The organism is Promicromonospora alba, from assembly GCF_042654905.1.
In the GTDB taxonomy this organism is placed as follows: Bacteria; Actinomycetota; Actinomycetes; order Actinomycetales; family Cellulomonadaceae; genus Promicromonospora; species Promicromonospora alba.
The window spans coordinates 220,366-242,608 of record NZ_JBHSFI010000001.1 but is presented as its reverse complement, the minus strand read 5'-3'; the positions used below and the strand labels follow the sequence as shown (position 1 = coordinate 242,608).

The window sequence follows — 22,243 nt, the reverse complement described above, 5'->3', positions numbered from 1 at the left end:
GGAGGCCACCTGTGGAAGCGCCCAACCCTGCCGTCCCGTGGGACCGTGACGAGCTCACGGTCGGTGATCTCGCCGCGCGGAGCGGCGTGTCGGTGTCAGCATTGCACTTCTACGAGCGCAAAGGGCTGATCGCGAGCCGCCGCACGTCGGGCAACCAGCGCCGCTACCGGCGCGAGACGCTGCGGCGCGTGGCGTTCATCAGGGTGTCGCAGCGCGTGGGGATACCGCTCGCCGACATCGGCGCCGCGCTCGGCACGCTCCCCGGAGACCGCACACCGACCGCGAAGGACTGGCGGCGCATCTCGCAGGCCTGGCACGACGATCTCGACGCGCGGATCGAGCAGCTCTCCCGGCTCCGCGACCATCTCACCGACTGCATAGGCTGCGGCTGCCTCTCGCTGCGTCGCTGCACGCTGACCAACCCGCACGACGAGCTCGCCGAGGCCGGCCCAGGGCCGCGAACGCTCCTGGTGGAGGGGCTGGAGCCGGACGAGACGTGACGGCGGGGCGTGACGGCGAGGTGGTGGTGGGCGACTTTGCGGGCGGGCCCGACGGCGGCTCTGGTAGAAAGTCGCACGGTGCCGACCGAGGGAGAGTTGTGGGTACGTACTACGAGTGGGTCGCCGACCTGGACGTGACCGAGCACGACGCGCCCGAGGTCGGGCGGCGGGTGGTGGAGGCGCTGGTCGCGCGCGGCGTGATCCTTCCGGAGCTGTCCCCGGACGCGGCGCTCGGCGGTGACGGCCATCCGGCGGGGCCTGCGTGGGCCGACACCGTCGAGGCGTCGGCGTCGGGCGAGTCGCCGTGGGGTGTCCAGGTCCGGGTCGGCCGTGCGGTGCAGGACGGCGGGCAGTTCGACGTCGGCTCGGTGACGTGCCCGCGCTGCTCGGCCACGAGAGAGTTCTTCGGGCCGCCGGAGGAGTTCGGTCCGACCTGCTCGGACGAGGAGGGCATGGGGCAGTTCTACGCCGCTGCGGAGGCCTGGAGCGAGGGGGACGCCGGGAGCGAGGCGGACCTGGAGTGCCGGGCGTGCGGCGTCGCCACGCCGGTCGTCGAGTGGCGGGCCGGTGGCGCGGCACTCAGCTGCCTGGCCTTCGTCTTCTGGAGCTGGGACGAGCTTCGTCCCGAGGTGCTGCGCTGGGTCGCCGACGCGACGGGCGGGCACCGGGTCGCCAGCGGGAGCGGCAAGATCTGACGGCGCTTCGCCGCCGTGCCCGTTAGGCTCACGGCCATGGCTTCTGCGCTGCCCCGTGTCCTGGTGCTCAACGGTCCCAACCTCGGCCGGCTCGGCGTCCGCGAGCCCGAGATCTACGGCCATGCCTCCATGGCGGACCTCAAGATCGCCGCCGCGAAGTGGGGCGAGGAGCTGGGGCTGGAGGTCGAGGTGCGGCAGACCGACGGTGAGTCGGAGATCGTCGGCTGGCTCCACGAGGCGGTCGACGCCGGCGCCCACGTCGTGCTCAACCCTGCCGCGTTCACGCACTACTCGTACGCGCTGCGCGACGCCGCCGCCCAGGTCACCACCGCGGACCTGCTGCTCGTCGAGGTGCACCTCTCCAACCCGGCCACGCGGGAGTCGTTCCGGCACTACTCGGTGGTTGCCGGGATCGCGACGGGCACCATCGCGGGGTTCGGGTTCGACTCCTACCGGCTGGCGCTGTCGGCCATCGCGACCCGCCTCTGATGAAGCGTGCGGCTTCACATGGCGGAAGTTGAGCCAATGGCTTAACCCAGGACGAGGCTCGCGAGTCCGAGGCCTGCGAGGGCGATGAGCCAGCTGGCGAAGCTGCCGATGAGGAAGTACTCGGTGACAGGGTTCGGGCCCTGATGCGCCGGGACGGTGGGGGAGATGTCGACGCCCTTGGCCGGTTCGCTGCCTCCGGACGACTGGACGATGATGGGCGACGCCGCTGCCCGGGTGCTCGACTCGCTGGCGGCCAGCTCGGGGAAGCGAAGCAGGCCCTTGGCCCCGACGACGACGGCTGCGGCGGTCAGGTTGCCCGCCAGGCCCAGCCCGACGATGAAGAGCCGCTCCATCGGGCCGAGCACGCGCCCGCTCCGGAGCCGGTCGGCCCCTGCCTTGGTGGGAACCTTGACGGCGTCGAGGATGAGTCGTACGAGCACGTTCGCGGTCGTGACCTGCGCAAGTGCGATTCCGGTCACGAACACCACCTCCGAGGGCGAGAGCGCGGACAGCGGACCTGGTGCCCAGGACGGCCACGCCCCGGAGCCGTCATCTGCGAAGACGAGCGCAACGATGATGCCCGAGCCGACTGCCAGGAACGCTGCGCTGCGCGCGGCCGTCGCGCCGATGGCACGAGTGATCAGGTCGAGCAGCACCCAGACGGCGAGAAGCAGCGCGAGCGGTACGCCGAGGCGGAGTCCAGTGGCCGGTGCGACTCCGCCGGCGGCCAGGAGCGCGATGAGAGTGACCAGGCCGGCGCCGAGGGCGGTGTACCGCCGTGCGGGCGAGATGCCGTGCGGATGAGTGTCACGGAACGCGTCCGCCACCCCCAGTGCTGCCAGGAACGCTCCGAGGACTGCCATCCGTGAATCACGCCTTTCCGAAGGTGAGCTGTGCGTCGTGCGCGGCTCGCACGCCCTTGGCGAACGCCTGGCTGACTGCTGACTGCGAGATCTTCTCAGTCGCAGCGATCTCCCGCTGCGATCGTCCCTGGAAGGACAGAAGGAGCATTCGCTGCTGGCGGTCGCTGAGTCTAGCGACGAGGGCGTCGCGAGCAAGCAGGAACGCGTTCACGAGGGCGGGGGGCGGGTTCTCCTCGGACGGGCCCACGTACCAGGTGCCGCGACGGCCCTCGAGAGTGCTGATCGCCTCGCGCGCCGTCCACCATCCCGGCCCGTCCTGGAGGAGGGGGTGGCGGCTGCTGTCGTGGACGGTGACGTCACCCTTGCCGAGGCCGAAACGCATTTCGATGTCGGGTGACAGCTCAAGATTGATCAGGAGCGCTGCGAGGGTCGCATCGGCCACGGTGGTGAACCCGCCCTGCACCTCGTCGCCGAGCGTGGGCTCGAGGGGCTGAGCGGTGTCGATCGCTTCGTTGACCCGGTTCAGGGCTGCACTGATGGCTTGTTGTGCGGCTGCCCGGTCGGCGATCTTGCGAGAGCCGACGATGTCTCCGATGAGGGTGAACACCAATTAAGCATATACCTGAACTCTCGTTCAAATAAGTACCTGGCTTTCGTGCTTGATCAGTCTTTAGCCTGGATGGCATCGACAGGGCCATGCGCATCAAGCACGGGCATAGCGTGCTAGGGGCTTCTCCTCTAAGATGCCTCATCTGGTTCAGACTGGTTCAGACTGGCTGAGAACGGACTCCCCTTGTTGGCCGGCTAGGTTGGTCGGCCAGGCGTATGGCCGGGCAAGGTCAGGCAAGCAGCGTTGCGATCTACTTTTCGGTAGTGCTTGGTGGTATCAGTGGCGACGCTTGGGGATGCCTTGGCATATTCAGAGAACCACGCCCGACACCGACTGATGCTCGGCGTCGACCTGCAGGACTCATCCGGTCCGGCCCGCGAGGAGAGCCTGTCCTCGGAACTGGTCGAGAACCTGCAGAGGCTGGTCCGTCGGGCCTTGAAGAGCCAGGGCATCGGGTCGGACGCGTACTCCTGGCAGAACCGTGGCGACGGAGGCCGCTTCGACTTCCACGACGTCTCGCCGGTACGTGTGATCCGGGCCGTGACGGAGCAGGTGCCGTCGGAGCTGCGTCGGCACAACAGGCGGGTGGCGCAGGCTCTGCGGATGGCGCTGCGGTTCGTCGTTCATGAGGGCTACGTCGTGCCGCACGAGGCCGATGGCGATCACAACGGCCGCGCCGTGCAAGAGCTGTCCGGGATCCTGGACTCGCCCGAGCTTCGTCAAGCTCTACGCAAGCGCGGCGACTGGGTGCTGGCAGTGACGAAACCGATCTGGCAAGGGGTGGTCCTTCCTCTGCACGGGGATCTCGACCCCGGAGCGTTCGAGGCGAGCAGCGTGCACGTGAAGTCGCGCGGTGAGCTGCTGGTCTGGGTCACTCCCCGGAGTACGAGCGCCGCCCGGCCTGACTCGGCTGCCACGAGCCGGCCGACGAGCCATGACGCACCGTCCGGCAGCGCGCACGGGTCAGCCGAACCGCCGCGCATCGGTTTCTACGCGCCCGTGACGTTCGAGGGAACCACCTCGATCGGGGGCGTCCAGCACATCGGTGGGCAGAGTGATGGCCAGAGTGACAGGACAAGCGACAGGCCGAACCCGTGACGGCCGACGAGAAGCCCGCTGGCGGGACGCCGCAGAACGATGCCGACAGGCCTCGTCGGAGGGCAGGCGGTGATGAGCCTGCCGACCAGGACGGCCGCACTGACGAGAATGACCGTGAGGCCGACCCGGACGGCGAGCCGGAGACCGACTCGAGCCTGAACCTTGCTGACCTTGATCGCGACCTGACCCGCTTCCTGGGTCCTGACTCCATCAGGTTCGACGCGCCGGTCGACATCCGTGGTGCGACGACGATCGGCGGTAGCCAGCACATCCACCTGGGTGGTGAGCAGCGCAGGCGGACGTTGTCGACGCCGATCGCCGTTGAGTACCTCGTCGAGATGCGGCAGCTCGACGCCGACCATCCTTCCGCGGGCGCCGCGCGCGCCGCGCTGCAGACCAACAAGCTGTGCATCCTGCAGGGACCACGCGGAAGCGGGCGAGGCTTCATCGCGAGGACGGCGGCGGCAGATCTTGTCGGCGAGGGTGGCCACTGCCGCCTCATCGAACCGGGTACGGATCCCCGTGACCTTGCGGCAGAGGACTTCGAGGCAGACTGCAGCTACGTTCTGGAATCTCCCGAGATCGCCCGGGACCGGTCGCTCGCCGAGTACGTCCTCGCACGGCTCGCCAGCCTGCTCACGCGCCGCAAGGCCGCCCTCGTGCTGGTGGTCGACGACGACGTCCTGGCCACGGACGAGGTGACGACCTGGGTCGTCCGGATCACCGACTCGCTCTCCCGGGCCGCTGTCCTGCGCAGCCATCTGCGCCACCACTCGGCGCGCGAGGGCCGCACCGAGGGCCTGGAGCTGCTCGATGATCCCCTGATCACCACGTGGCTGGACCAGGACGCTCCGTCGCTCACGGAGGTGGCGAGGATAGGGGCACGGCTCGCCAAGGGTGACCCGCCCGCGGAGTGTGTCGAGGGCGCCGGTGCGCGGCAGCGAGAAACGGTAAGAGAAATCCTCGGGTCCCCGGAGAAGCCCCGCGAGCTGGCCATCGCAATCGCGTTCTTCGGCGGCCTCCCGTACTCGACCGTCTACCGGATGGAGACAGGACTGGCGGAACTGGTCCACGCCGTGACGGGGGACGACGGCCCGAGGCGAAGCAGGTTCCTCCGGGAGCGGCGCTCGCGCCTCGACGAGATCGGCGCGGAGATCACCCAACGGACCGTGACTACCGAGTACGGGGCCAGCCCCGCGGAGGTGGTGGAGTTCCGGCGTCCACAGATGTTCGATGCGGTGATAGAGCAGACCTGGCGCGACTTCGGCGGGTCCGAGATCCTCCTGACCTGGCTGGGTGGCTTGGCCGTGCACCGAGACGTGGCCGTCCGGCTGCGGGCGGCGACCTCGGTCGGCCGGCTCTCCTGGCTGGGATTCGGGGACGTGGCCGAGAACCTGCTGCAGTCCTGGTCCTACTCGACCAGCTCGCGCAGGCGCCTCGCCGCCGCGATGGCGCTGAGCGTCGCCATGCAGAACGAGGCAGTCGCCGGCCACGCCCTCGGGCTCGTGGAGTCCTGGACGACTGCGGGCAGTCGTCAGCAGAGAACCACCGCCGCTCTGTCGTGGGGCCTCGCCGTCAGTCCGCTCTGGCCGTACCCGGCACTCGACGGGTTGGGCCGGCTGCTGTCGGACCGCGACGGCGGCGTGGTCGCTCGGGCGGTGCGCGACGGCCTGTCCAATGTGTTCGAGGGACATCCAGAGCTGGTCGTCCGAACCCTGGACCAGTGGTGGTCGACGGCGGACGCGTCCTACCGTCGGGAGATTCTCGCCGCCTTCCTGCAGAGCTGCCCGCTCTCCGGAGTCGGGCGACGAGCTTCCGCGCTGCCCGCGGTGCTGGAGATGCTCGAGACCGGTCTGACCCGTCCCGCTCCCCGGCCGGCTGATGGGTCCGACGGCGGGTCTGCGCGAGAGGCGGTGCTCCGCCTGTGGCGCGCGGCGCTCAGGGCGCCGGAGAGCCAGCCGGTCGCGCTTCCCCTGCTGCTGGACTGGGTTCGACAGGCCGATCGCGAGACGCCGTATCGAGATCCGGTGCTGGAGCTGATCGTTCACGTCGTGGTGGACGAGCGAGACCGCTTGCGGTTGCGGCACGCGCTGAAAGGGCTCCTGAGCAAGCCGCGCGACCCGTCCCCGACTGCCTCGTCCCCGACTGCTCAGGTCGCCCTCGAACGGCTCGACGAACGGGCGCCGACCCGCGCACGGCCATGAGCACTGCCCGCACTGCAAGGAGCGCTGCCAGGAGCACTGCCAGGAGCACTGCCAAGAATGGAGCGAGCTGATGGGTACAGAGAGGGTTGTTGTGGTCCGTGGACCCTTCGAGCCGAAACGTCCGAGGCACGTCGACGGGGACGCGAGGCCGGGAAGCCACGAACGGGTCGTCTTCCACCGCGGCGGGATCTCAAGCGTGCTGCAACCGGGGGAGCTACCCACCTCTGGGATGAGCTGGTTCTCGCGACAAGGCCACGGGACCTACCGGATCGTCGACATGAGCAGCCATCCGCTGCTCGTCGAGGCGCCGCTGGCCAGCTCGGACAAGGGTCTCGCCTTCGCCTGCGAGGTCAGTGCGAAGTGGCGCGTCAACGACCCGCTCGGTGCGGTGGAACATGCCCAGACCGATGTCCTGCAGCTCGTGGAGCGAGCCGTGCTCCAGACACTACGCAGGACGAGCCGGCGGTATCAGATGGAGGATGCGCCAGAGCTCGAGCAGGCGTTCCTGCAGTCGGATCTCGGGGCGCTCGCGTCCGCCGACCTGGAGTTCGTCGAGGTGCGATCCGTCGACGTCAAGGTCGACTTCGACCCGGCGTGGGAAGGCGAGCACCGGACGCGGAAGCTCAAGGAGCAGGTTCACCGGACCGCGAAGGCTGACCGCGAGGCTGCCGGCGACGTGCTCAACGACAAGGACGGGGTGACCAAAGAGGCGATCGCGCGGGATCCGTCGTACGCGACCAAGCTCGCGGACGATCGCCGCCAGCGGCAGGACGAGGACCGCGTCTGGGGCCATGACCGGGAGAGCGCACTGCTGCAGGCGCGATTCGCCCTGCTGCGAGCCAAGGTGCAGTCGCCAGACACCGAGGAGTGGGAGGTCGAGCCGCTCCTGGACGCCATGGACGCGTTGTTGATCGAAGCCGGGAGCCGTGCCCGTGAATCGGAGCCGCAGGCGATAGCGAGTTCCAGGACTCGCGCGATCACCGAAGATCGGGACGTGGATGCGGATGGAGAACCAGGTGAAGCCCATGCGAGCCCGGGCGGCGACGCACCCGACGCGCAGGACTGATGCGTGGAACCGATCGGTGTGTTGAGTGCGGTCGTCGCGTTCTGGGTCGGCCTGTTCCCCTGGCTCCCTTACCCGGCTCGCGTTCCGGTGTCGGCGGTCGCCGCGGTGATCGCCGTGCGTCTCTCTCTGCGCTGGCTCGTTCCGCTCGTCGGCCGGGTGCTGGGCGGGGTGGGACCAGTTCTGACGGACGTCATCTGCAGCGTTCTCCTGTACGTGGACCTGCTGTGGTCGAGCGTGCTCCTTCGGCTCCACCGACCGTTCCCGGTGATCCTGCGGCGTTACGGCGCGTTCGTCGAGGACGCCGTGGATCTGCTCGGCGGGGCACTGAGACTGCTGTCCGGGGTGCTTGCGCGCGCCGCCAAGACCGGCGTGGGCGTGGCCGTCGCGGTCGTCGCTCTGGCGATCCTCCTGATCAACGTGCCGGGGGTCGCTGACGGCGGCTCCGGGGGAGAAGGCGGCGTCCCGATGACGAGCTGGTGGAACCAGGTCGGCGCCTGGGTCGAAGACTCGTCCGATGCCCAGAGGCCCTCTGACGGCAAGAAATCCGGGGAGCGTGAGGAATGAGCTGGTGGGGATCCGCCCGTGTGCAACGGGCCTCCCGTGGTCTGTTCGGCGTGTTCAGGCCACGCGGCCCGGCAGAGCAGCCCGATCGCTCGAGCGAGAACGCGGCTGACGCGCAGTTCGTCCAGTCCATGCTCCACCTGACGATCACCAACGCCGACATCAAGACGAGCGTCCTCGTAGGAGCCATCGCCCTGACCTTCGGGGTAGGTACTCCGGCGCTCCCGTTCTCACTCGCACTGGAGTCCGGCGCCGGGCCGGCAGTGGCCGGCGCCGTGATCGGCATCGCAGCGATGGTGCTGTGCGGTATCGCGGGAGTGCACCTGGTCCTGTCGCTCCGGCCCCGCATGAAGCAGAGCGGTTTCTCCCGGTACTCCTTGCCGGACATCACGAACGCCTCGGTCGAGGAGCTCGTCGCGACCAGACCGGAGGACGACCGGCGGGAGGCCTGGCTCCAGGCCAAGAACCTGGCCGACATCTCCGCGCAGAAGCATGCGCACATCCGGCGTGCGCTCATGTACTACCCGGTCTCGGTGGTCCTGATGGTCGTCGCCGCGGGGATCGGCATCGTCGTGCGGAGCGGTGGTGGATAGGCCGCTGTCTGTGTCGTCGTCCGTTAGACTTGACCGCTGCTGCTTGACACCTGCTTGATCACCCAGCTCGATCACCCCAGCCGCCGGCCTCCTGTCGGCGCGCCCCGGGTGCAAACCTTCACCGACACAGGAAGACGAACGTGGCTACCTCCAACGACATCAAGAACGGCACTGTGCTCCGCATCGACGGCAACCTCTGGTCCGTCATCGAGTTCCAGCATGTCAAGCCGGGCAAGGGTGGAGCGTTCGTCCGTACGAAGATGAAGAACGTGCTGTCCGGCAAGGTCGTCGACAAGACGTTCAACGCCGGCATCAAGGTCGAGACGGCCAACGTCGACCGTCGCGACTTCCAGTACCTGTACATGGACGGCGACGACTACGTCTTCATGGACAACGACACGTACGACCAGGTGAACGTGCCCGCGGTGACGGTCGGTGACGCCAAGGACTACATGCTCGAGGGCATGAGCGTCATGCTCGCCTCGAACGACGGCACGCCGCTGTACATCGAGCTGCCGACGTCGGTGGTCCTCGAGATCACCTACACCGAGCCGGGCCTGCAGGGCGACCGGTCCACCGGTGGCACCAAGCCGGCGACGCTCGAGACGGGCGCCGAGATCCAGGTCCCGCTGTTCCTCGAGCAGGGCGTCAAGGTGAAGGTCGACACGCGCACCGGTGACTACCTCGGTCGCGTCACGGAGTGACGTGCGGCTGACGGGCATCCGGCGCACGGCAGCCCACCAGCAGGTTTCGTGGCAGAGCTCCAGTAGCGAACTTCAGTAGAGATAAGAGACCATGGGCGCACGCACCAAGGCGCGTAAGCGCGCCGCCGACATCCTCTTCGAGGCGGAGCAGCGGGGCATCGACCCGCTGAAGCTCCTCGCCGACCGCGTGGCGGTGCCGCACACCGAGGCGGCCGTGCCGCAGTACACGGTCGACATCGTCGAGGGTGTGGTCGAGCACCGCGACCGCATCGACGAGGTGCTCGAGACGTACTCGCAGGGCTGGACGCTCCAGCGCATGCCGGCTGTCGACCGCGCACTGCTGCGGATCGGTTCCTGGGAGGTCCTGTTCAACGACGAGGTGCCCGACGCCGTAGCGGTCGACGAGGCGGTCGACCTCGCCGGCGACCTGTCGACGGACGACTCGCCGGCCTTCGTCAACGGTCTCCTCGGCCGGGTCAAGGACCTGAAGCCGACCCTGCTGGCGTGAGCGCCCGCGCGAGAACGGGCACAGGTCCGCAGCACGCGTGAGCACCGGTCCCGGCGCTGAACGGTTCGACGAGCGACGTCTGCTCGTCGCCCTGTTCGGCGCCGGGACCGCTGCGTTCGCGCAGCTCTACGCGCCGCAGTCCGTCCTGCCCGACGCCGCCCGCGAGCTCGCGACGTCGGCCTCCGCGACGGCGCTGCTCGTCTCCGCGGCCACGCTCGGCCTGGCCGTCGGCGTGCTGCCCTGGGCCTGGGTGGCCGACCGCGTCGGCCGGGTACGGGCGATGACGTTCGCGATGCTCGGCGCGACGGCGGTCGGGCTCGCGGTCCCGTTCGCGCCGACGTTCGGCCTGATGGTCGCGGGCCGGGCGGTGGAGGGGCTGCTCGTCGCCGGGGTTCCCGCCGTCGCGATGGCGTACCTGACCGAGACGCTCATCGACGCGGGGGCGGCCTCCGCGGTGCCACGCGCCGCTGGGACGTACGTGGCGGGCACCTCGATGGGCGGGCTCCTGGGCCGGCTCGTGGCGGGCGGCGTCGCCGAGCTCTTCGGCTGGCGTGCGGGCGTGGGCGCCGTCGCGGTCGCGTGCCTGGTCGCGACGGGTGTGTTCGTCTGGCTGGCGCCGCGGGACCGGAGGGTCACGAGGGGCGACGGCGGGCCGGGGGCGCTGTCGACAGACGGCCAGGCGCCACCAGGGGACCAGGCGCCGGACGGCGGTCGGGCCGGCCGCCTCAGGGTGCTGCTCAGCCCGCGCCTCCTCGCCCTCGACGCGCAGGGCCTGCTGCTCATGGGCGGGTTCGTGGCCGTCTACAACTACCTCGGCTTCCGCCTGGCCGACGAACCGTTCGGGCTGTCGTCCGGCGTGGTGAGCCTCGTGTTCCTCGCGTACCTGGCGGGCACGTGGTCGTCGGCGCGGACGGGCCGCCTGGTGATGCGGCACGGGCGCCGCCGGGTGCTGATCGCCTCCACCGGGGTGATGGCGGTCGGCGTGGCGGCCACGCTGTCGGGCCGGCTGCCGATCGTCCTGGCGGGCCTGGTCGTGCTGACCGCCGGATTCTTCGGAGCGCACGCGGTGGCCAGCGGGTGGACGCCGGTCGCCGCGCCACAGGCCCGCACCCAGGCCGCGGCGGTCTACAACCTGGCGTACTACGCGGGGTCGAGCGTGTTCGGCTGGCTCGGCGGCGTCGGGTTCGCGCTGGCCGGATGGCCCGGGACCGTCGGGATGGTGCTCGTGCTGGTGGCCGTCGCCGCGAGCCTGGCGGCCGCGGTGCTGCGGGACTGAGGTGTGAGCAACACCGCTCCGGCGGGCGACGGCCTCGGCTCTCGGCGCAGGGGCGGCGGGTTAGGGTGGTGGCTGTCAGACTCCCTTTAATCCCGTCCCGTGAGGCGGAGAAGGAGGTCGCCAGATGAATCCTGGCAGCCGCATGCCCGAATCCAGCGCCACCCCCAGCGCCCAGAGCGCCGAGTCCGGCCCAGAGCCCGGCTCGGACCCCGGCACCGCCGCACGGACGGTGCTCGGCGAGGCCGACATCGCTCGGGCCTTGACCCGCATCGCCCACGAGATCGTGGAGCGGAACAAGGGCGCCGCCGACCTCCTCCTGCTCGGCATCCCGACGCGTGGCGTGCAGCTCGCGCACCGTCTCGCCGAGCGCCTGACGCAGATCGAGCCCTCGTTCAACGGCGAGTACGGCACCCTCGACGTCACCATGTACCGCGACGACCTGCGTCGTCAGCCCACCCGCGCCGTCGGGCAGACGGTCCTGCCGGGCAGCCTGGACGGCACCATCGACGACAAGGTGGTCGTCCTGGTCGACGACGTCCTGTTCTCCGGCCGCACGATCCGCGCCGCGCTCGACGCCCTGAACGACCTGGGCCGCCCCCGCGTGGTGCAGCTCGCCGCCCTGGTCGACCGCGGCCACCGCGAGCTCCCGATCCGTGCCGACTACGTGGGCAAGAACCTGCCCACGTCGCGCAGCGAGCGCGTGAAGGTCCGGCTGTCCGACGTCGACGGGGGAGCCGACTCCGTCGTCATCAGCGGGGTCACACCGGACGGAGGCGCACGGTGAAGCACCTCCTGACCACCCAGGGCATGTCCAAGGACGACGCGATCCTGCTGCTGGACACCTCCGCGCAGATGGCGGCCACGCAGTCCCGCGAGAACAAGAAGCTGCCGACGCTGCGCGGGCGCACCGTCGTGAACCTGTTCTACGAGGACTCCACGCGCACCCGGATCTCGTTCGAGACGGCGGCCAAGCGCCTGTCCGCGGACGTCATCAACTTCTCCGCCAAGGGTTCGAGCGTGTCCAAGGGCGAGTCCCTGAAGGACACGGCGCTGACCCTGCACGCCATGGGCGCCGACGCCGTGGTGGTGCGCCACTCGGCCTCGGGCGCCGCGCACCAGCTGGCCCACGCGGGCTGGCTCGACGCCGGTGTGCTCAACGCGGGCGACGGCATGCACCAGCACCCGACGCAGGCGCTGCTGGACGCGTTCACGATCCGCCGGCACCTGGTGGGCAACGTCGGCGAGGACGGTCGAGGCACGGACACGTCCGTGGGAGCGGACCTGGCCGGGCTGCGCATCGCGATCGTCGGCGACGTGCTGCACTCCCGCGTGGCCCGCTCGAACGTGTACCTGCTGCACACCCTCGGCGCCGAGGTGACTCTGGTCGCGCCGCCCACGCTCGTCCCGGTGGGCGTGGAGACGTGGCCGTGCCGAGTCTCGTACCACCTGGACGAGACGCTCGAGCAGTGGCAGCCCGATGCGGTCATGATGCTGCGGGTGCAGCGCGAGCGGATGTCGGGCGGCTCGGGGTCGTTCTTCCCGAGCCCCATGGAGTACAGCCGCAAGTTCGGGTTCGACGCCCGCCGCCTCGCGGTGCTGCCCGACCATTCGATAGTGATGCACCCCGGACCGATGAACCGCGGCCTGGAGATCTCCGCGGCCGCCGCCGACCACCCCCGCTCCGTGATCGTGGAGCAGGTGGCCAACGGTGTCGCCGTCCGGATGGCTGCGCTGTACCTGCTGCTGTCCGGCGACACCGGCACCAGCACCGAGAAGACCAGCACCGAGAAGACCAGCACCGACGAGAGGAACACTCTGTGAGCGCCCCTTCAACCACGACCTACGTGCTGCGTGGGGTGCTTCCCTACGGCACGGACGCGGTCGACGTCGTCCTGGCGGACGGAGTGATCGCCGCGATCGGAGCCCCCGGCACGGTCGAGGTGCCCGAGGGCGCCCACGAGGTCCGTGGCGAGGGGCATGTGCTCCTGCCCGGGCTCGTCGACCTGCACACCCACCTGCGCGAGCCCGGCCGGGAGGACGCCGAGACGGTGTTCTCCGGCACCCGGGCCGCCGCCGCGGGCGGGTTCACCGCCGTGCACGCCATGGCCAACACGACGCCGACGCAGGACACCGCGGGCGTCGTCGAGCAGGTGTACCGACTGGGCCAGGAGGCCGGCTGGGTCGACGTGCACCCCGTCGGCGCGGTGACCGTGGGCCTGGACGGCGAGAAGCTCGCCGAGCTGGGCGCCATGGCCGATTCCGCGGCCCGCGTCCGGGTCTTCTCGGACGACGGCAAGTGCGTGCACGACCCGGTCCTGATGCGCCGCGCGCTGGAGTACGTCAAGGCGTTCGACGGCGTCGTGGCCCAGCACGCGCAGGAGCCGCGCCTGACCGAGGGCGCCCAGATGAACGAGGGCATCGTGTCCGCGCAGATCGGCCTGACGGGCTGGCCCGCCGTGGCCGAGGAGTCGATCATTGCGCGCGACGTGCTGCTCGCCGAGCACGTCGGCTCGCGGCTGCACGTGTGCCACCTGTCGACGGCCGGGTCGGTGGAGATCATCCGCTGGGCCAAGGGCCGGGGGATCGACGTCACCGCCGAGGTGACGCCGCACCACCTGGTGCTGACCGACGAGCTCGCCCGCGACTACGACCCGGTGTTCAAGGTCAACCCGCCGCTGCGCACCGCGAAGGACGTCGAGGCGGTCCGCGAGGGCCTGGCCGACGGCACCATAGACATCGTCGCCACCGACCACGCCCCGCACCCGGTCGAGGACAAGGACTGCGAGTGGGCGTCGGCCGCGTTCGGCATGACCGGTCTGGAGACGGCCCTGTCGGTCGTGCAGCAGACCATGGTCGACACGGGTCGCATGACCTGGGCCGACGTCGCCCGCGTGCTCTCGGAGAACCCCGCCCGCATCGGCCGGATCGACGGTGAGCACGGACGGGGCCAGGGCCGTCCGGTCGCCGTCGGCGAGCCCGCCAACCTGACCCTCGTCGACCCGTCCGCGACTCGGGCGATCGACGGCCGCACCCAGGTCACCGCCAGCGACAACACGCCGTTCACGGGCATGGAGCTGCCGGGCCGCGTGGTCGCGACGTTCCTGCGCGGCCGCGCGACGGTGCTCGACGGCACAGTTGTTGACCGAGCCGTCGAGAGCAAGCCCTTCGAAGGAGCCGTCCGATGAAGATCCTGGCCATCGCCCTGCTGGTTCTCCTGGCGATCTTCCTGGTGCTGTACGTGACGCTCATCGGCCGACGTCGGCTCGCGCAGCGCACCACCACCCTCGTGCCGCGGCCGCCAGAGGTTCCCGGCGCGGACCAGACGGGCACGGACGAGATGGGCCCCGAACGGTTCGGCCCGCTGGAGGCCGTCTACGTCTCCACCACGCTGCACGGCGACTGGCTCGCCCGCGTCGGCGCACATGGGCTCGGCGACCGGTCCAACTCGCTCGTCTCCGTGCATGACGGCGGCGTCCTGATCGAGCGCGAGGGCGCCGACGACCTCTGGGTGCCCGTGCACGCCATCCGCAGCACGAGCCTCGCGCCGGGCATGGCCGGCAAGTACGTCGGCGCCGACGGGCTCGTCGTCCTGACCTGGGCGGTCCCGGAGGCCGACGACGTCGCCGCCGCCCTGGTCGACACCGGCCTGCGTACCCGGCGCGCCGAGGACCGCGGCGCGCTCGTCGATGCCGTCCGGCACCTGCTGGCCAGCCGGCAGCCCCAGCACACCCAGCAGCTTCAGCAAAACGTTCAGCAGTACCCGCACCAGCAAGACCCGCACCAGCAGGAGGCCCGGTGACCATCCCGATGACACCCGCAGCACAGACCGCCGCGGAGTCCGCAGCGCTCGTCCTCGAGGACGGCACGACCTACCGTGGCCGCGCGTACGGCGCCACCGGCACCACGTTCGGCGAGATCGTCTTCTCCACCGGCATGACCGGCTACCAGGAGACGCTGACGGACCCGTCCTACCACCGGCAGATCGTCGTCATGACGGCGCCGCACATCGGCAACACCGGCGTGAACGACGAGGACCCCGAGTCCGGCCAGATCTGGGTCTCCGGCTACGTGGTCCGCGACCCCGCGCGCCGTGTGTCGAGCTGGCGCGCGCAGCACTCGCTCGGCGAGGAGCTCGCCGAGCAGGGCATCGTCGGCATCTCCGACGTCGACACGCGCGCGCTGACCCGCCGGCTGCGCGAGGAGGGCGTGATGCGCGCCGGCATCTTCTCGGGCGCGGACCTGGTCCGCGACGGCTACCCGCGCTCCGTCGAGGAGCTCGTGGCCCAGGTGCAGGCCTCCCCGCAGATGGCCGGCGCCGACCTGGCCCGCGAGGTCTCCACCAAGGAGGCCTACACCGTGGAGCCGCAGGGCGAGTGGCTGGAGAACAACCCGGGCAAGGCCCCCGTCGCCACGGTGGTCGCCGTCGACCTCGGCATCAAGACCATGACGCCGGTCCGCCTCGCCGAGCGCGGCGTCCGCGTCGTCGTCGTGCCGCAGGCCTCCACCGTCGCCGACATCGAGGGCGTGTTCGCCGCGCTGCCCGACGACGCCCCGCGCGGCGTCTTCTTCTCCAACGGTCCCGGTGACCCGGCCGCGTCGAGCCACGAGGTCGAGCTGCTGCGCGCCGTCCTGGACCGCAGGATCCCGTTCTTCGGCATCTGCTTCGGCAACCAGCTCCTGGGCCGCGCGCTCGGCTACGGCACCTACAAGCTCGACTACGGGCACCGCGGCATCAACCAGCCGGTGCTCGACCGCACCACCGCCAAGGTGGAGGTCACCGCGCACAACCACGGCTTCGCGGTCGACGCCCCGCTCGACGAGCAGGGCTCGACGGCCCCGCACGACGGCGGCCGCTACGGCCGCGTCGTCGTCTCCCACATCGGGCTCAACGACCAGGTGGTCGAGGGCCTGACCTGCCTGGACCTGCCCGCCTTCTCGGTGCAGTACCACCCGGAGGCGGCGGCGGGCCCGCACGACGCCGCCTACCTGTTCGACCGGTTCGTCGGCCTGCTGACGAACCCGGCGGCCTGGCCGCCCGCACTCAAGTCCCCGCAGTCAGCTGCCCAGATCAACACCGAGGAGAACCACTGATGCCTCGCCGTTCCGACATCTCCTCGGTCCTCGTCATCGGGTCCGGCCCGATCGTCATCGGCCAGGCCTGCGAGTTCGACTACTCCGGCACCCAGGCCTGCCGGGTGCTCCGCGAGGAGGGCCTGCGGGTCATCCTCGTGAACTCGAACCCGGCCACGATCATGACCGACCCCGAGTTCGCGGACGCCACGTACGTGGAGCCCATCACGACCGAGGTCCTCACCACGATCATCGCCAAGGAGCGCCCCGACGCGCTGCTGCCCACCCTCGGCGGCCAGACGGCGCTCAACGCCGCTATCGCGCTGGACGAGGCAGGGGTGCTCGAGAAGTACGGCGTCGAGCTGATCGGCGCCAACATCCCCGCCATCCAGAAGGGCGAGGACCGCCAGCAGTTCAAGGACGTCGTCGCCAAGTGCGGCGGCGAGTCGGCCCGCTCCGAGATCGTGCACTCCATCGACGAGGCCCTGAAGGCGGCCGAGATCCTCGGCTACCCGATGGTCGTGCGCCCGTCCTTCACCATGGGCGGCCTGGGCTCCGGCCTGGCCTACGACGAGGCGGACCTGCACCGCATCGTCGGGCAGGGCCTGCACTACTCGCCCACCACGGAGGTGCTCCTGGAGGAGTCCATCCTGGGGTGGAAGGAGTACGAGCTGGAACTCATGCGCGACCGCAACGACAACGTGGTGGTCGTCTGCTCCATCGAGAACGTCGACCCCGTGGGTGTGCACACCGGCGACTCCGTCACGGTCGCCCCCGCGATGACGCTGACGGACCGCGAGTACCAGAAGCTGCGCGACATCGGCATCGCCGTGATCCGCGAGGTCGGCGTCGACACCGGTGGCTGCAACATCCAGTTCGCCATCGACCCGGCCAACGGGCGGATCATCGTCATCGAGATGAACCCGCGCGTGTCCCGCTCCTCGGCCCTGGCCTCCAAGGCGACCGGCTTCCCGATCGCGAAGATCGCCGCCAAGCTCGCCGTCGGCTACACGCTGGACGAGATCCCGAACGACATCACCAAGGTGACTCCCGCGAGCTTCGAGCCCACGCTCGACTACGTCGTGGTCAAGGTCCCGCGGTTCGCGTTCGAGAAGTTCCCCGCCGCCGACGACACGCTGACCACCACCATGAAGTCGGTGGGCGAGGCCATGGCCCTCGGCCGCAACTTCACCGAGGCGCTCGGCAAGGCCCTGCGGTCCATCGACAAGGGCGGCGTCCAGTTCCACTGGGACGGCGCAGCCCCGTCGGGCGAGGAGCTGGCCACGCTGCTCAAGGAGATCGAGCGGCCCACCGAGGGTCGCATGGTCGCCGTCCAGCAGGCGCTGCGGGCGGTCGCCACCGGCGAGACAACGCTCGAGCAGGTCTTCGACGCCACCAAGATCGACCCCTGGTTCCTGGACCAGATCCAGCTCGTCAACGAGGTGGCCGCCGAGGTCGCGGCGTCGCCCACCATCACGGAGGACGTGCTGCGGCACGCCAAGCGGCACGGGCTGTCCGACGCCCAGGTCGCGCGGCTGCGCGGCATGGGCTCCTCGGGCGAGGTGACGGTCCGCGAGATCCGGCACGCGCTCGGCGTCCGCCCGGTCTACAAGACCGTGGACACCTGCGCCGCCGAGTTCGCGGCCAAGACCCCGTACCACTACTCGAGCTACGACTCCGAGACCGAGGTGGCGCCCCGCGAGCGCGAGGCCGTGATCATCCTCGGCTCCGGGCCCAACCGCATCGGGCAGGGCATCGAGTTCGACTACTCGTGCGTGCACGCCACCCTGGCGCTCAAGGACAAGTACGAGACCGTCATGGTCAACTGCAACCCGGAGACCGTCTCGACGGACTACGACACGGCCGACCGCCTGTACTTCGAGCCCCTGACCTTCGAGGACGTCCTCGAGGTCTACCAGGCCGAGCTCGCGGCCGGACCGGTCAAGGGCATCATCGTGCAGCTCGGCGGGCAGACGCCGCTGAGCCTCGCGCGGCGCCTCGCCGAGGCCGGCCTGCCGATCCTCGGCACCAGCCCCGAGGCGATCGACGCCGCGGAGGACCGCGGCATCTTCGGGCAGGTCCTGCTCGACGCCGGTCTGCCCGCCCCGGCCTTCGGCACCGCCCGGTCGCTCCCGCAGGCCCGCGAGATCGCCGACCGGATCGGCTACCCCGTGCTCGTGCGCCCGTCGTACGTGCTGGGCGGCCGCGGCATGGAGATCGTCTACAGCGAGGACCAGCTCACCGGGTACGTGGAGCGTGCGCTCGAGGCGGCCGCCGTCTCCCACGCCGACTCCGGCGCACACGGCACGCTCGCCGCGCCCCTGCTGATCGACCGCTTCCTCGACGACGCGATGGAGATCGACGTCGACGCCCTGTTCGACGGCGAGGAGATGTTCCTCGGCGGCGTCATGGAGCACATCGAGGAGGCGGGCATCCACTCGGGCGACTCGGCCTGCGTGCTGCCCCCGGTGTCGCTGAGCGAGACCGAGATCGCGCGCATCCGCCGCTCCACCGAGGCCATCGCCCGGGGCGTCGGGGTGCGGGGCCTGCTGAACGTCCAGTACGCGCTCGTGAGCGACGTCCTGTACGTCCTGGAGGCCAACCCCCGCGCGTCGCGCACCGTGCCGTTCGTCTCCAAGGCGACGGGCACGCCGCTCGCGAAGGCTGCGGCTCGCGTCATGGTCGGCGACTCGATCGCCGACCTGCGGGCCGAGGGTCTGCTCCCGGAGCACGACGGCGCGACGCTCGACCTGGGCGCCCCGCTGGCCGTCAAGGAGGCGGTGCTGCCGTTCAAGCGGTTCCGTACCCGCGAGGGCCTGGTCGTGGACTCGGTGCTCGGCCCGGAGATGCGCTCGACCGGCGAGGTCATGGGCTTCGACAAGGACTTCCCGCACGCGTTCGCGAAGTCGCAGGCGGCGGCGTTCGGCGGGCTGCCGACGTCGGGCACGGTGTTCGTCTCCGTGGCCGACAGCGACAAGCGGCACGTGGTCTTCCCCGTGAAGCGGCTCGTGGAGCTCGGCTTCAAGGTCCTGGCGACCGAGGGCACCGCCACGGTGCTGCGCCGCAACGGCATCGAGGCGACGGTGGTGCGCAAGCACACCGAGGGCCGCGGGCCGGACGGCGAGCTCACGGTCGTGGGGCTCATCACCGAGGGGCAGATCGACCTCGTGGTGAACTCACCCTCTGGCCAGGGTGCCCGCGCGGACGGCTACGAGATCCGCGCGGCCACGACGGCCGCCGACAAGCCGATCGCGACCACCGTGGACCAGCTCGCGGCCGCGGTGCAGGGCATCGAGGCGGTGCTCGCGGGCCCGTTCGAGGTGGCGAGCCTCCAGGAGCACCAGGCCGCGACGGCGGCCCGCCTGGCGGCGGCGAAGCTGGCGGGGGCGAGCGCGTGAGCGGCGTCGTGCCCTTCGGCGCCCGGCTCGCCGCGGCGATGGACGAGCACGGTCCGCTGTGCGTCGGCATCGACCCGCACGCCTCGCTCCTGCAGGCCTGGGGCCTCCGGGACGACGTCGACGGGCTGCGCGAGTTCTCGCTGCGGGTGGTGGACGCGCTCGGCGGCAGGGTCGCGGCGTTCAAGCCGCAGGCGGCCTTCTTCGAACGGCACGGCTCGCGTGGCCTGGCGGTGCTGGAGGAGGTCATCGCGGCAGCTCGCACTGCGGGACCCGCGGGCCCCGGCGGCGCCGGCACGCTGACGATCGTGGACGCCAAGCGCGGCGACATCGGCTCGACGATGGGCGCCTACGCGGACGCGTTCCTCGCGGACGGCTCGCCCCTGGCGGGGGACGCCCTCACGGTGTCGCCGTACCTCGGGTTCGGCTCGCTCGCGCCGGCCGTCGAGCTGGCCGCGGCCACCGGCCGCGGGCTGTTCGTGCTGTGCCTCACCTCCAACAAGGAGGGCTTCGAGGTGCAGCACGCCCGCACCGAGGTCTCGGGGCAGGCTGGTCCGGACGGCGTCCCGGGCGGCACGGTGGCCGCCCTCATGGCCGCGCGCGCGGCGGTGCTCAACGCGGGGGCGGAGCCCATGGGTTCCGTCGGCCTCGTGGTGGGCGCGACGATCGGTGACGCCGTCGCTGCCACGGGGACCGACCTCGTCGCCGTCAACGGACCCCTCCTGGCTCCCGGTGTGGGTGCCCAGGGGGCGGGGGAGCGCGAGCTCGCCACGACGTTCGGGGACGCCCGGCGGAACGTGCTGGCGTCGTCGTCCAGGGGGGTGCTCGCCGCCGGACCGGACCCGGACGCACTGGTGAGAGCCGCACGAACGGCCGCGCAGGAGGCGAAGACCGCGCTGCGGAGCTGAAACTCGTCCGAAGGACAAAGCGCCCTCGATCGCTATGTATCGAGGGCGCTTTGTCATGGAATGCACCAAATGCGTAAAAGCCCATGTGCATGAGTTTTCACGAAGTGGCGTTCTGCGATTGCCGACCGGTGGGGCGGTGGCTACTTTCGATGCAGCAGTTCACACCAGACCGGTCGCGGACCAGGTCACGGACTTGGGCATCCGGCCCGAGCGAGGACCGGACGTCCTAGCCCAGGAGGCCGGTCGAGACACGAGTAGGTGACTTGCGTGGCACTACCTCCCCTCACCCCCGAGCAGCGTGCGGCAGCACTCGAGAAGGCCGCCGAGGCGCGTCGCGCTCGGGCAGTGATCAAGAACAAGCTCAAGTACTCGCAGGGCTCCCTCAAGGAGGTCATCGAGCAGGGCCAGAAGGACGACGTCGTCGGCAAGCTCAAGGTCGTCTCGTTGCTCGAGTCACTGCCCGGGGTCGGTAAGGTTAAGGCCAGGGCGATCATGGAAGAGATCGGGATCGCCGAGACCCGCCGCGTCCGAGGCCTCGGACCGCACCAGTCGGCGGCGCTCATCGAGAGGTTTGGCTGAGATCAGTACGTCACAACCCGCACGGCTGACCGTGCTCGCAGGACCCACCGCGGTGGGCAAGGGCACGGTCTCCGCCGATGTGCGGGACCGTTACCCCCAGGTCTGGCTCTCCGTGTCGGCGACCACCAGGTCGCCGCGCCCGGGCGAGGTGGACGGAGTGCACTACCTGTTCGTGTCACCGGAGGAGTTCGACCGTATGGTCGCCGCCGGCGAGATGCTCGAGTGGGCAGTGGTGCACGGTCACAACCGTTACGGGACGCCACGGCGGCCGGTGGAGCAGAAGCTCGCCGCCGGGGTGCCCGTCCTCCTGGAGATCGACCTCCAGGGTGCACGCCAGGTGCGTGACGCGGTGACGGCCTCGGGTCTTGAAGCCCGATTCGTCTTCCTCGCCCCGCCGAGCTTCGACGAGCTGGTCCGCCGGCTCGTCGGACGCGGCACCGAGGACTCCGAGGAGCGCGAGCGCCGGCTCGCCACCGCGCGGGTCGAGCTCGCCGCGGAGGAGGAGTTCGACGTCACGATCGTGAACGACGACGTCCACCGCGCCACGGACGCGCTCGTCGCTGTGATGGGTGTGGGGATGGGTGTGGGTTCCACCACACCTGTCGCCGGCTGACAGGCCCCGCGCAGACCAGAGCAGGCCGGACCACGTCCGGCCTGCCGCGTCCGAGCGATCGAGCAGGTAGACTCGTGCCTCGGACTTTCCCCCCGTACCTCAGACTTCTGGAGCTTCACCATGGCCGGAACCGTCGCCGCCCCCGAGGGCATCACCGACCCGCCGATCGACGAGCTGCTCGAGCGCATCGACTCGAAGTACGGCCTCGTGCTGTACGCATCCATGCGCGCGCGTCAGATCAACGCTTACTACTCGCAGCTCAACGAGGGCCTGCTGGAGAACGTGGGTCCGCTCGTCGAGACCCGCAACCAGGAGAAGCCGCTCTCCATCGCGATGCGCGAGATCACCCAGGGCCTCCTCACGATCGAAGAGGTCGACCCGGCAGAGGTCCAGGCGCAGGCCGACGCCGCCGCGGCAGCCAAGGCCGAGCAGCCGCTGCCCGACTTCCCGGCCTGACCGGACTCGTCGCAGGCCTCTTGACCTGCACTGTTCTTGAGCTGCACGGTTCTTG

The 22,243-nt window shown here is 70.4% G+C and carries 23 protein-coding genes; 21 read left to right on the top strand and 2 right to left on the bottom strand.

Features of this window, described 5'->3' with window-relative positions:
• Positions 1–11 precede the first annotated feature (11 nt).
• The 3 genes from soxR to ACFO6V_RS01180 all read left to right on the top strand — a co-directional run bounded on the left by soxR (position 12) and on the right by ACFO6V_RS01180 (position 1,684).
• Positions 12–500, top strand: a complete 489-nt coding sequence (soxR, locus tag ACFO6V_RS01190; RefSeq protein WP_377131306.1) for a redox-sensitive transcriptional activator SoxR — start codon at positions 12–14, stop codon at positions 498–500.
• Between the two features lie 98 nt (positions 501–598).
• Positions 599–1,195, top strand: coding sequence for an immunoglobulin domain-containing family protein (locus ACFO6V_RS01185; protein ID WP_377131304.1), 597 nt, complete (start codon positions 599–601; stop codon positions 1,193–1,195).
• Positions 1,196–1,231: 36 nt separating this feature from the next.
• Complete coding sequence (locus ACFO6V_RS01180; RefSeq protein WP_377131302.1) at positions 1,232–1,684, top strand: type II 3-dehydroquinate dehydratase; 453 nt, start codon at positions 1,232–1,234, stop codon at positions 1,682–1,684.
• 41 nt (positions 1,685–1,725) lie between these two features.
• Here the strand turns inward: ACFO6V_RS01180 and ACFO6V_RS01175 are convergent, their stop codons facing one another.
• Together ACFO6V_RS01175 and ACFO6V_RS01170 are read right to left on the bottom strand one after the other, a co-directional pair.
• Entirely contained in the window at positions 1,726–2,547 is an 822-nt protein-coding gene (locus ACFO6V_RS01175; RefSeq protein WP_377131300.1) for a hypothetical protein, read from the bottom strand.
• 7 nt (positions 2,548–2,554) lie between these two features.
• A complete protein-coding gene (locus ACFO6V_RS01170) occupies positions 2,555–3,154 on the bottom strand; it encodes a SatD family protein (protein WP_377131298.1) in 600 nt (199 codons plus the stop codon).
• A gap of 339 nt (positions 3,155–3,493) precedes the next feature.
• Here ACFO6V_RS01170 and ACFO6V_RS01165 point away from each other — a divergent pair, with 339 nt between their 5' ends.
• The 18 genes from ACFO6V_RS01165 (at position 3,494) to rpoZ (ending at position 22,188) form a co-directional block, all read left to right on the top strand.
• Positions 3,494–4,255: a hypothetical protein gene (locus ACFO6V_RS01165; protein ID WP_377131296.1), complete on the top strand. Its 762-nt coding sequence runs from the start codon at positions 3,494–3,496 to the stop codon at positions 4,253–4,255.
• Positions 4,252–6,459 (top strand): hypothetical protein, encoded by a 2,208-nt coding sequence (locus ACFO6V_RS01160; RefSeq protein WP_377131294.1) that lies wholly within the window; start codon positions 4,252–4,254, stop codon positions 6,457–6,459. Before ACFO6V_RS01165 ends, ACFO6V_RS01160 begins: the two co-directional genes overlap by 4 nt.
• Before the next feature lie 70 nt (positions 6,460–6,529).
• Positions 6,530–7,525, top strand: coding sequence for an SPFH domain-containing protein (locus ACFO6V_RS01155; RefSeq protein WP_377131292.1), 996 nt, complete (start codon positions 6,530–6,532; stop codon positions 7,523–7,525).
• A gap of 3 nt (positions 7,526–7,528) precedes the next feature.
• Positions 7,529–8,089 carry a hypothetical protein gene (locus ACFO6V_RS01150; protein ID WP_377131290.1) on the top strand — a complete coding sequence of 187 codons (561 nt, stop codon included), beginning with the start codon at positions 7,529–7,531 and terminating at the stop codon, positions 8,087–8,089.
• 50 nt (positions 8,090–8,139) lie between these two features.
• Positions 8,140–8,679, top strand: coding sequence for a Pycsar system effector family protein (locus ACFO6V_RS01145; protein ID WP_377131288.1), 540 nt, complete (start codon positions 8,140–8,142; stop codon positions 8,677–8,679).
• Between the two features lie 140 nt (positions 8,680–8,819).
• Positions 8,820–9,383, top strand: a complete 564-nt coding sequence (gene efp / locus ACFO6V_RS01140) for an elongation factor P (RefSeq protein WP_377131286.1) — start codon at positions 8,820–8,822, stop codon at positions 9,381–9,383.
• 91 nt (positions 9,384–9,474) lie between these two features.
• Positions 9,475–9,891: a transcription antitermination factor NusB gene (gene nusB / locus ACFO6V_RS01135; protein ID WP_377131284.1), complete on the top strand. Its 417-nt coding sequence runs from the start codon at positions 9,475–9,477 to the stop codon at positions 9,889–9,891.
• A 37-nt stretch (positions 9,892–9,928) separates the two neighbouring features.
• The gene (locus ACFO6V_RS01130; protein ID WP_377131282.1) at positions 9,929–11,167 is read left to right on the top strand and encodes an MFS transporter; all 1,239 of its coding nucleotides are present in this window, start codon (positions 9,929–9,931) and stop codon (positions 11,165–11,167) included.
• A gap of 142 nt (positions 11,168–11,309) precedes the next feature.
• Positions 11,310–11,951, top strand: coding sequence for a bifunctional pyr operon transcriptional regulator/uracil phosphoribosyltransferase PyrR (gene pyrR, locus ACFO6V_RS01125; protein ID WP_377131280.1), 642 nt, complete (start codon positions 11,310–11,312; stop codon positions 11,949–11,951).
• Positions 11,948–12,988 (top strand): aspartate carbamoyltransferase catalytic subunit, encoded by a 1,041-nt coding sequence (locus ACFO6V_RS01120; protein WP_377131278.1) that lies wholly within the window; start codon positions 11,948–11,950, stop codon positions 12,986–12,988. The genes pyrR and ACFO6V_RS01120 overlap by 4 nt, the downstream gene beginning before the upstream one ends.
• Positions 12,985–14,352, top strand: coding sequence for a dihydroorotase (locus ACFO6V_RS01115; protein WP_377131276.1), 1,368 nt, complete (start codon positions 12,985–12,987; stop codon positions 14,350–14,352). The genes ACFO6V_RS01120 and ACFO6V_RS01115 overlap by 4 nt, the downstream gene beginning before the upstream one ends.
• Positions 14,349–14,966, top strand: coding sequence for a PH-like domain-containing protein (locus ACFO6V_RS01110; protein ID WP_377131274.1), 618 nt, complete (start codon positions 14,349–14,351; stop codon positions 14,964–14,966). Before ACFO6V_RS01115 ends, ACFO6V_RS01110 begins: the two co-directional genes overlap by 4 nt.
• Before the next feature lie 8 nt (positions 14,967–14,974).
• Positions 14,975–16,258 carry a glutamine-hydrolyzing carbamoyl-phosphate synthase small subunit gene (gene carA, locus ACFO6V_RS01105; protein WP_377132126.1) on the top strand — a complete coding sequence of 428 codons (1,284 nt, stop codon included), beginning with the start codon at positions 14,975–14,977 and terminating at the stop codon, positions 16,256–16,258.
• Complete coding sequence (carB, locus tag ACFO6V_RS01100) at positions 16,258–19,635, top strand: carbamoyl-phosphate synthase large subunit (protein ID WP_377131272.1); 3,378 nt, start codon at positions 16,258–16,260, stop codon at positions 19,633–19,635. The genes carA and carB overlap by 1 nt, the downstream gene beginning before the upstream one ends.
• The gene (gene pyrF / locus ACFO6V_RS01095) at positions 19,632–20,540 is read left to right on the top strand and encodes an orotidine-5'-phosphate decarboxylase (RefSeq protein ID WP_377131270.1); all 909 of its coding nucleotides are present in this window, start codon (positions 19,632–19,634) and stop codon (positions 20,538–20,540) included. Before carB ends, pyrF begins: the two co-directional genes overlap by 4 nt.
• 267 nt (positions 20,541–20,807) lie before the next feature.
• Entirely contained in the window at positions 20,808–21,119 is a 312-nt protein-coding gene (mihF, locus tag ACFO6V_RS01090) for an integration host factor, actinobacterial type (RefSeq protein ID WP_116675126.1), read from the top strand.
• Positions 21,120–21,150: 31 nt separating this feature from the next.
• Complete coding sequence (gene gmk, locus ACFO6V_RS01085; protein ID WP_377131267.1) at positions 21,151–21,732, top strand: guanylate kinase; 582 nt, start codon at positions 21,151–21,153, stop codon at positions 21,730–21,732.
• Between the two features lie 120 nt (positions 21,733–21,852).
• Positions 21,853–22,188: a DNA-directed RNA polymerase subunit omega gene (rpoZ, locus tag ACFO6V_RS01080; RefSeq protein WP_357508611.1), complete on the top strand. Its 336-nt coding sequence runs from the start codon at positions 21,853–21,855 to the stop codon at positions 22,186–22,188.
• Positions 22,189–22,243: the final 55 nt, after the last annotated feature.

Bases quoted from the DNA above. Each gene is read 5' to 3' on its own strand.
- ACFO6V_RS01180 (WP_377131302.1), top strand. From the start codon at position 1,232: ATGGCTTCTGCGCTGCCCCGTGTCCTGGTGCTCAACGGTCCCAACCTC.
- ACFO6V_RS01175 (WP_377131300.1), bottom strand. From the start codon at position 2,547: ATGGCAGTCCTCGGAGCGTTCCTGGCAGCACTGGGGGTGGCGGACGCG.
- ACFO6V_RS01165 (WP_377131296.1), top strand. From the start codon at position 3,494: ATGCTCGGCGTCGACCTGCAGGACTCATCCGGTCCGGCCCGCGAGGAG.
- ACFO6V_RS01155 (WP_377131292.1), top strand. From the start codon at position 6,530: ATGGGTACAGAGAGGGTTGTTGTGGTCCGTGGACCCTTCGAGCCGAAA.
- nusB (WP_377131284.1), top strand. From the start codon at position 9,475: ATGGGCGCACGCACCAAGGCGCGTAAGCGCGCCGCCGACATCCTCTTC.
- pyrR (WP_377131280.1), top strand. From the start codon at position 11,310: ATGCCCGAATCCAGCGCCACCCCCAGCGCCCAGAGCGCCGAGTCCGGC.
- ACFO6V_RS01110 (WP_377131274.1), top strand. From the start codon at position 14,349: ATGAAGATCCTGGCCATCGCCCTGCTGGTTCTCCTGGCGATCTTCCTG.
- carA (WP_377132126.1), top strand. From the start codon at position 14,975: ATGACACCCGCAGCACAGACCGCCGCGGAGTCCGCAGCGCTCGTCCTC.
- carB (WP_377131272.1), top strand. From the start codon at position 16,258: ATGCCTCGCCGTTCCGACATCTCCTCGGTCCTCGTCATCGGGTCCGGC.
- rpoZ (WP_357508611.1), top strand. From the start codon at position 21,853: ATGGCCGGAACCGTCGCCGCCCCCGAGGGCATCACCGACCCGCCGATC.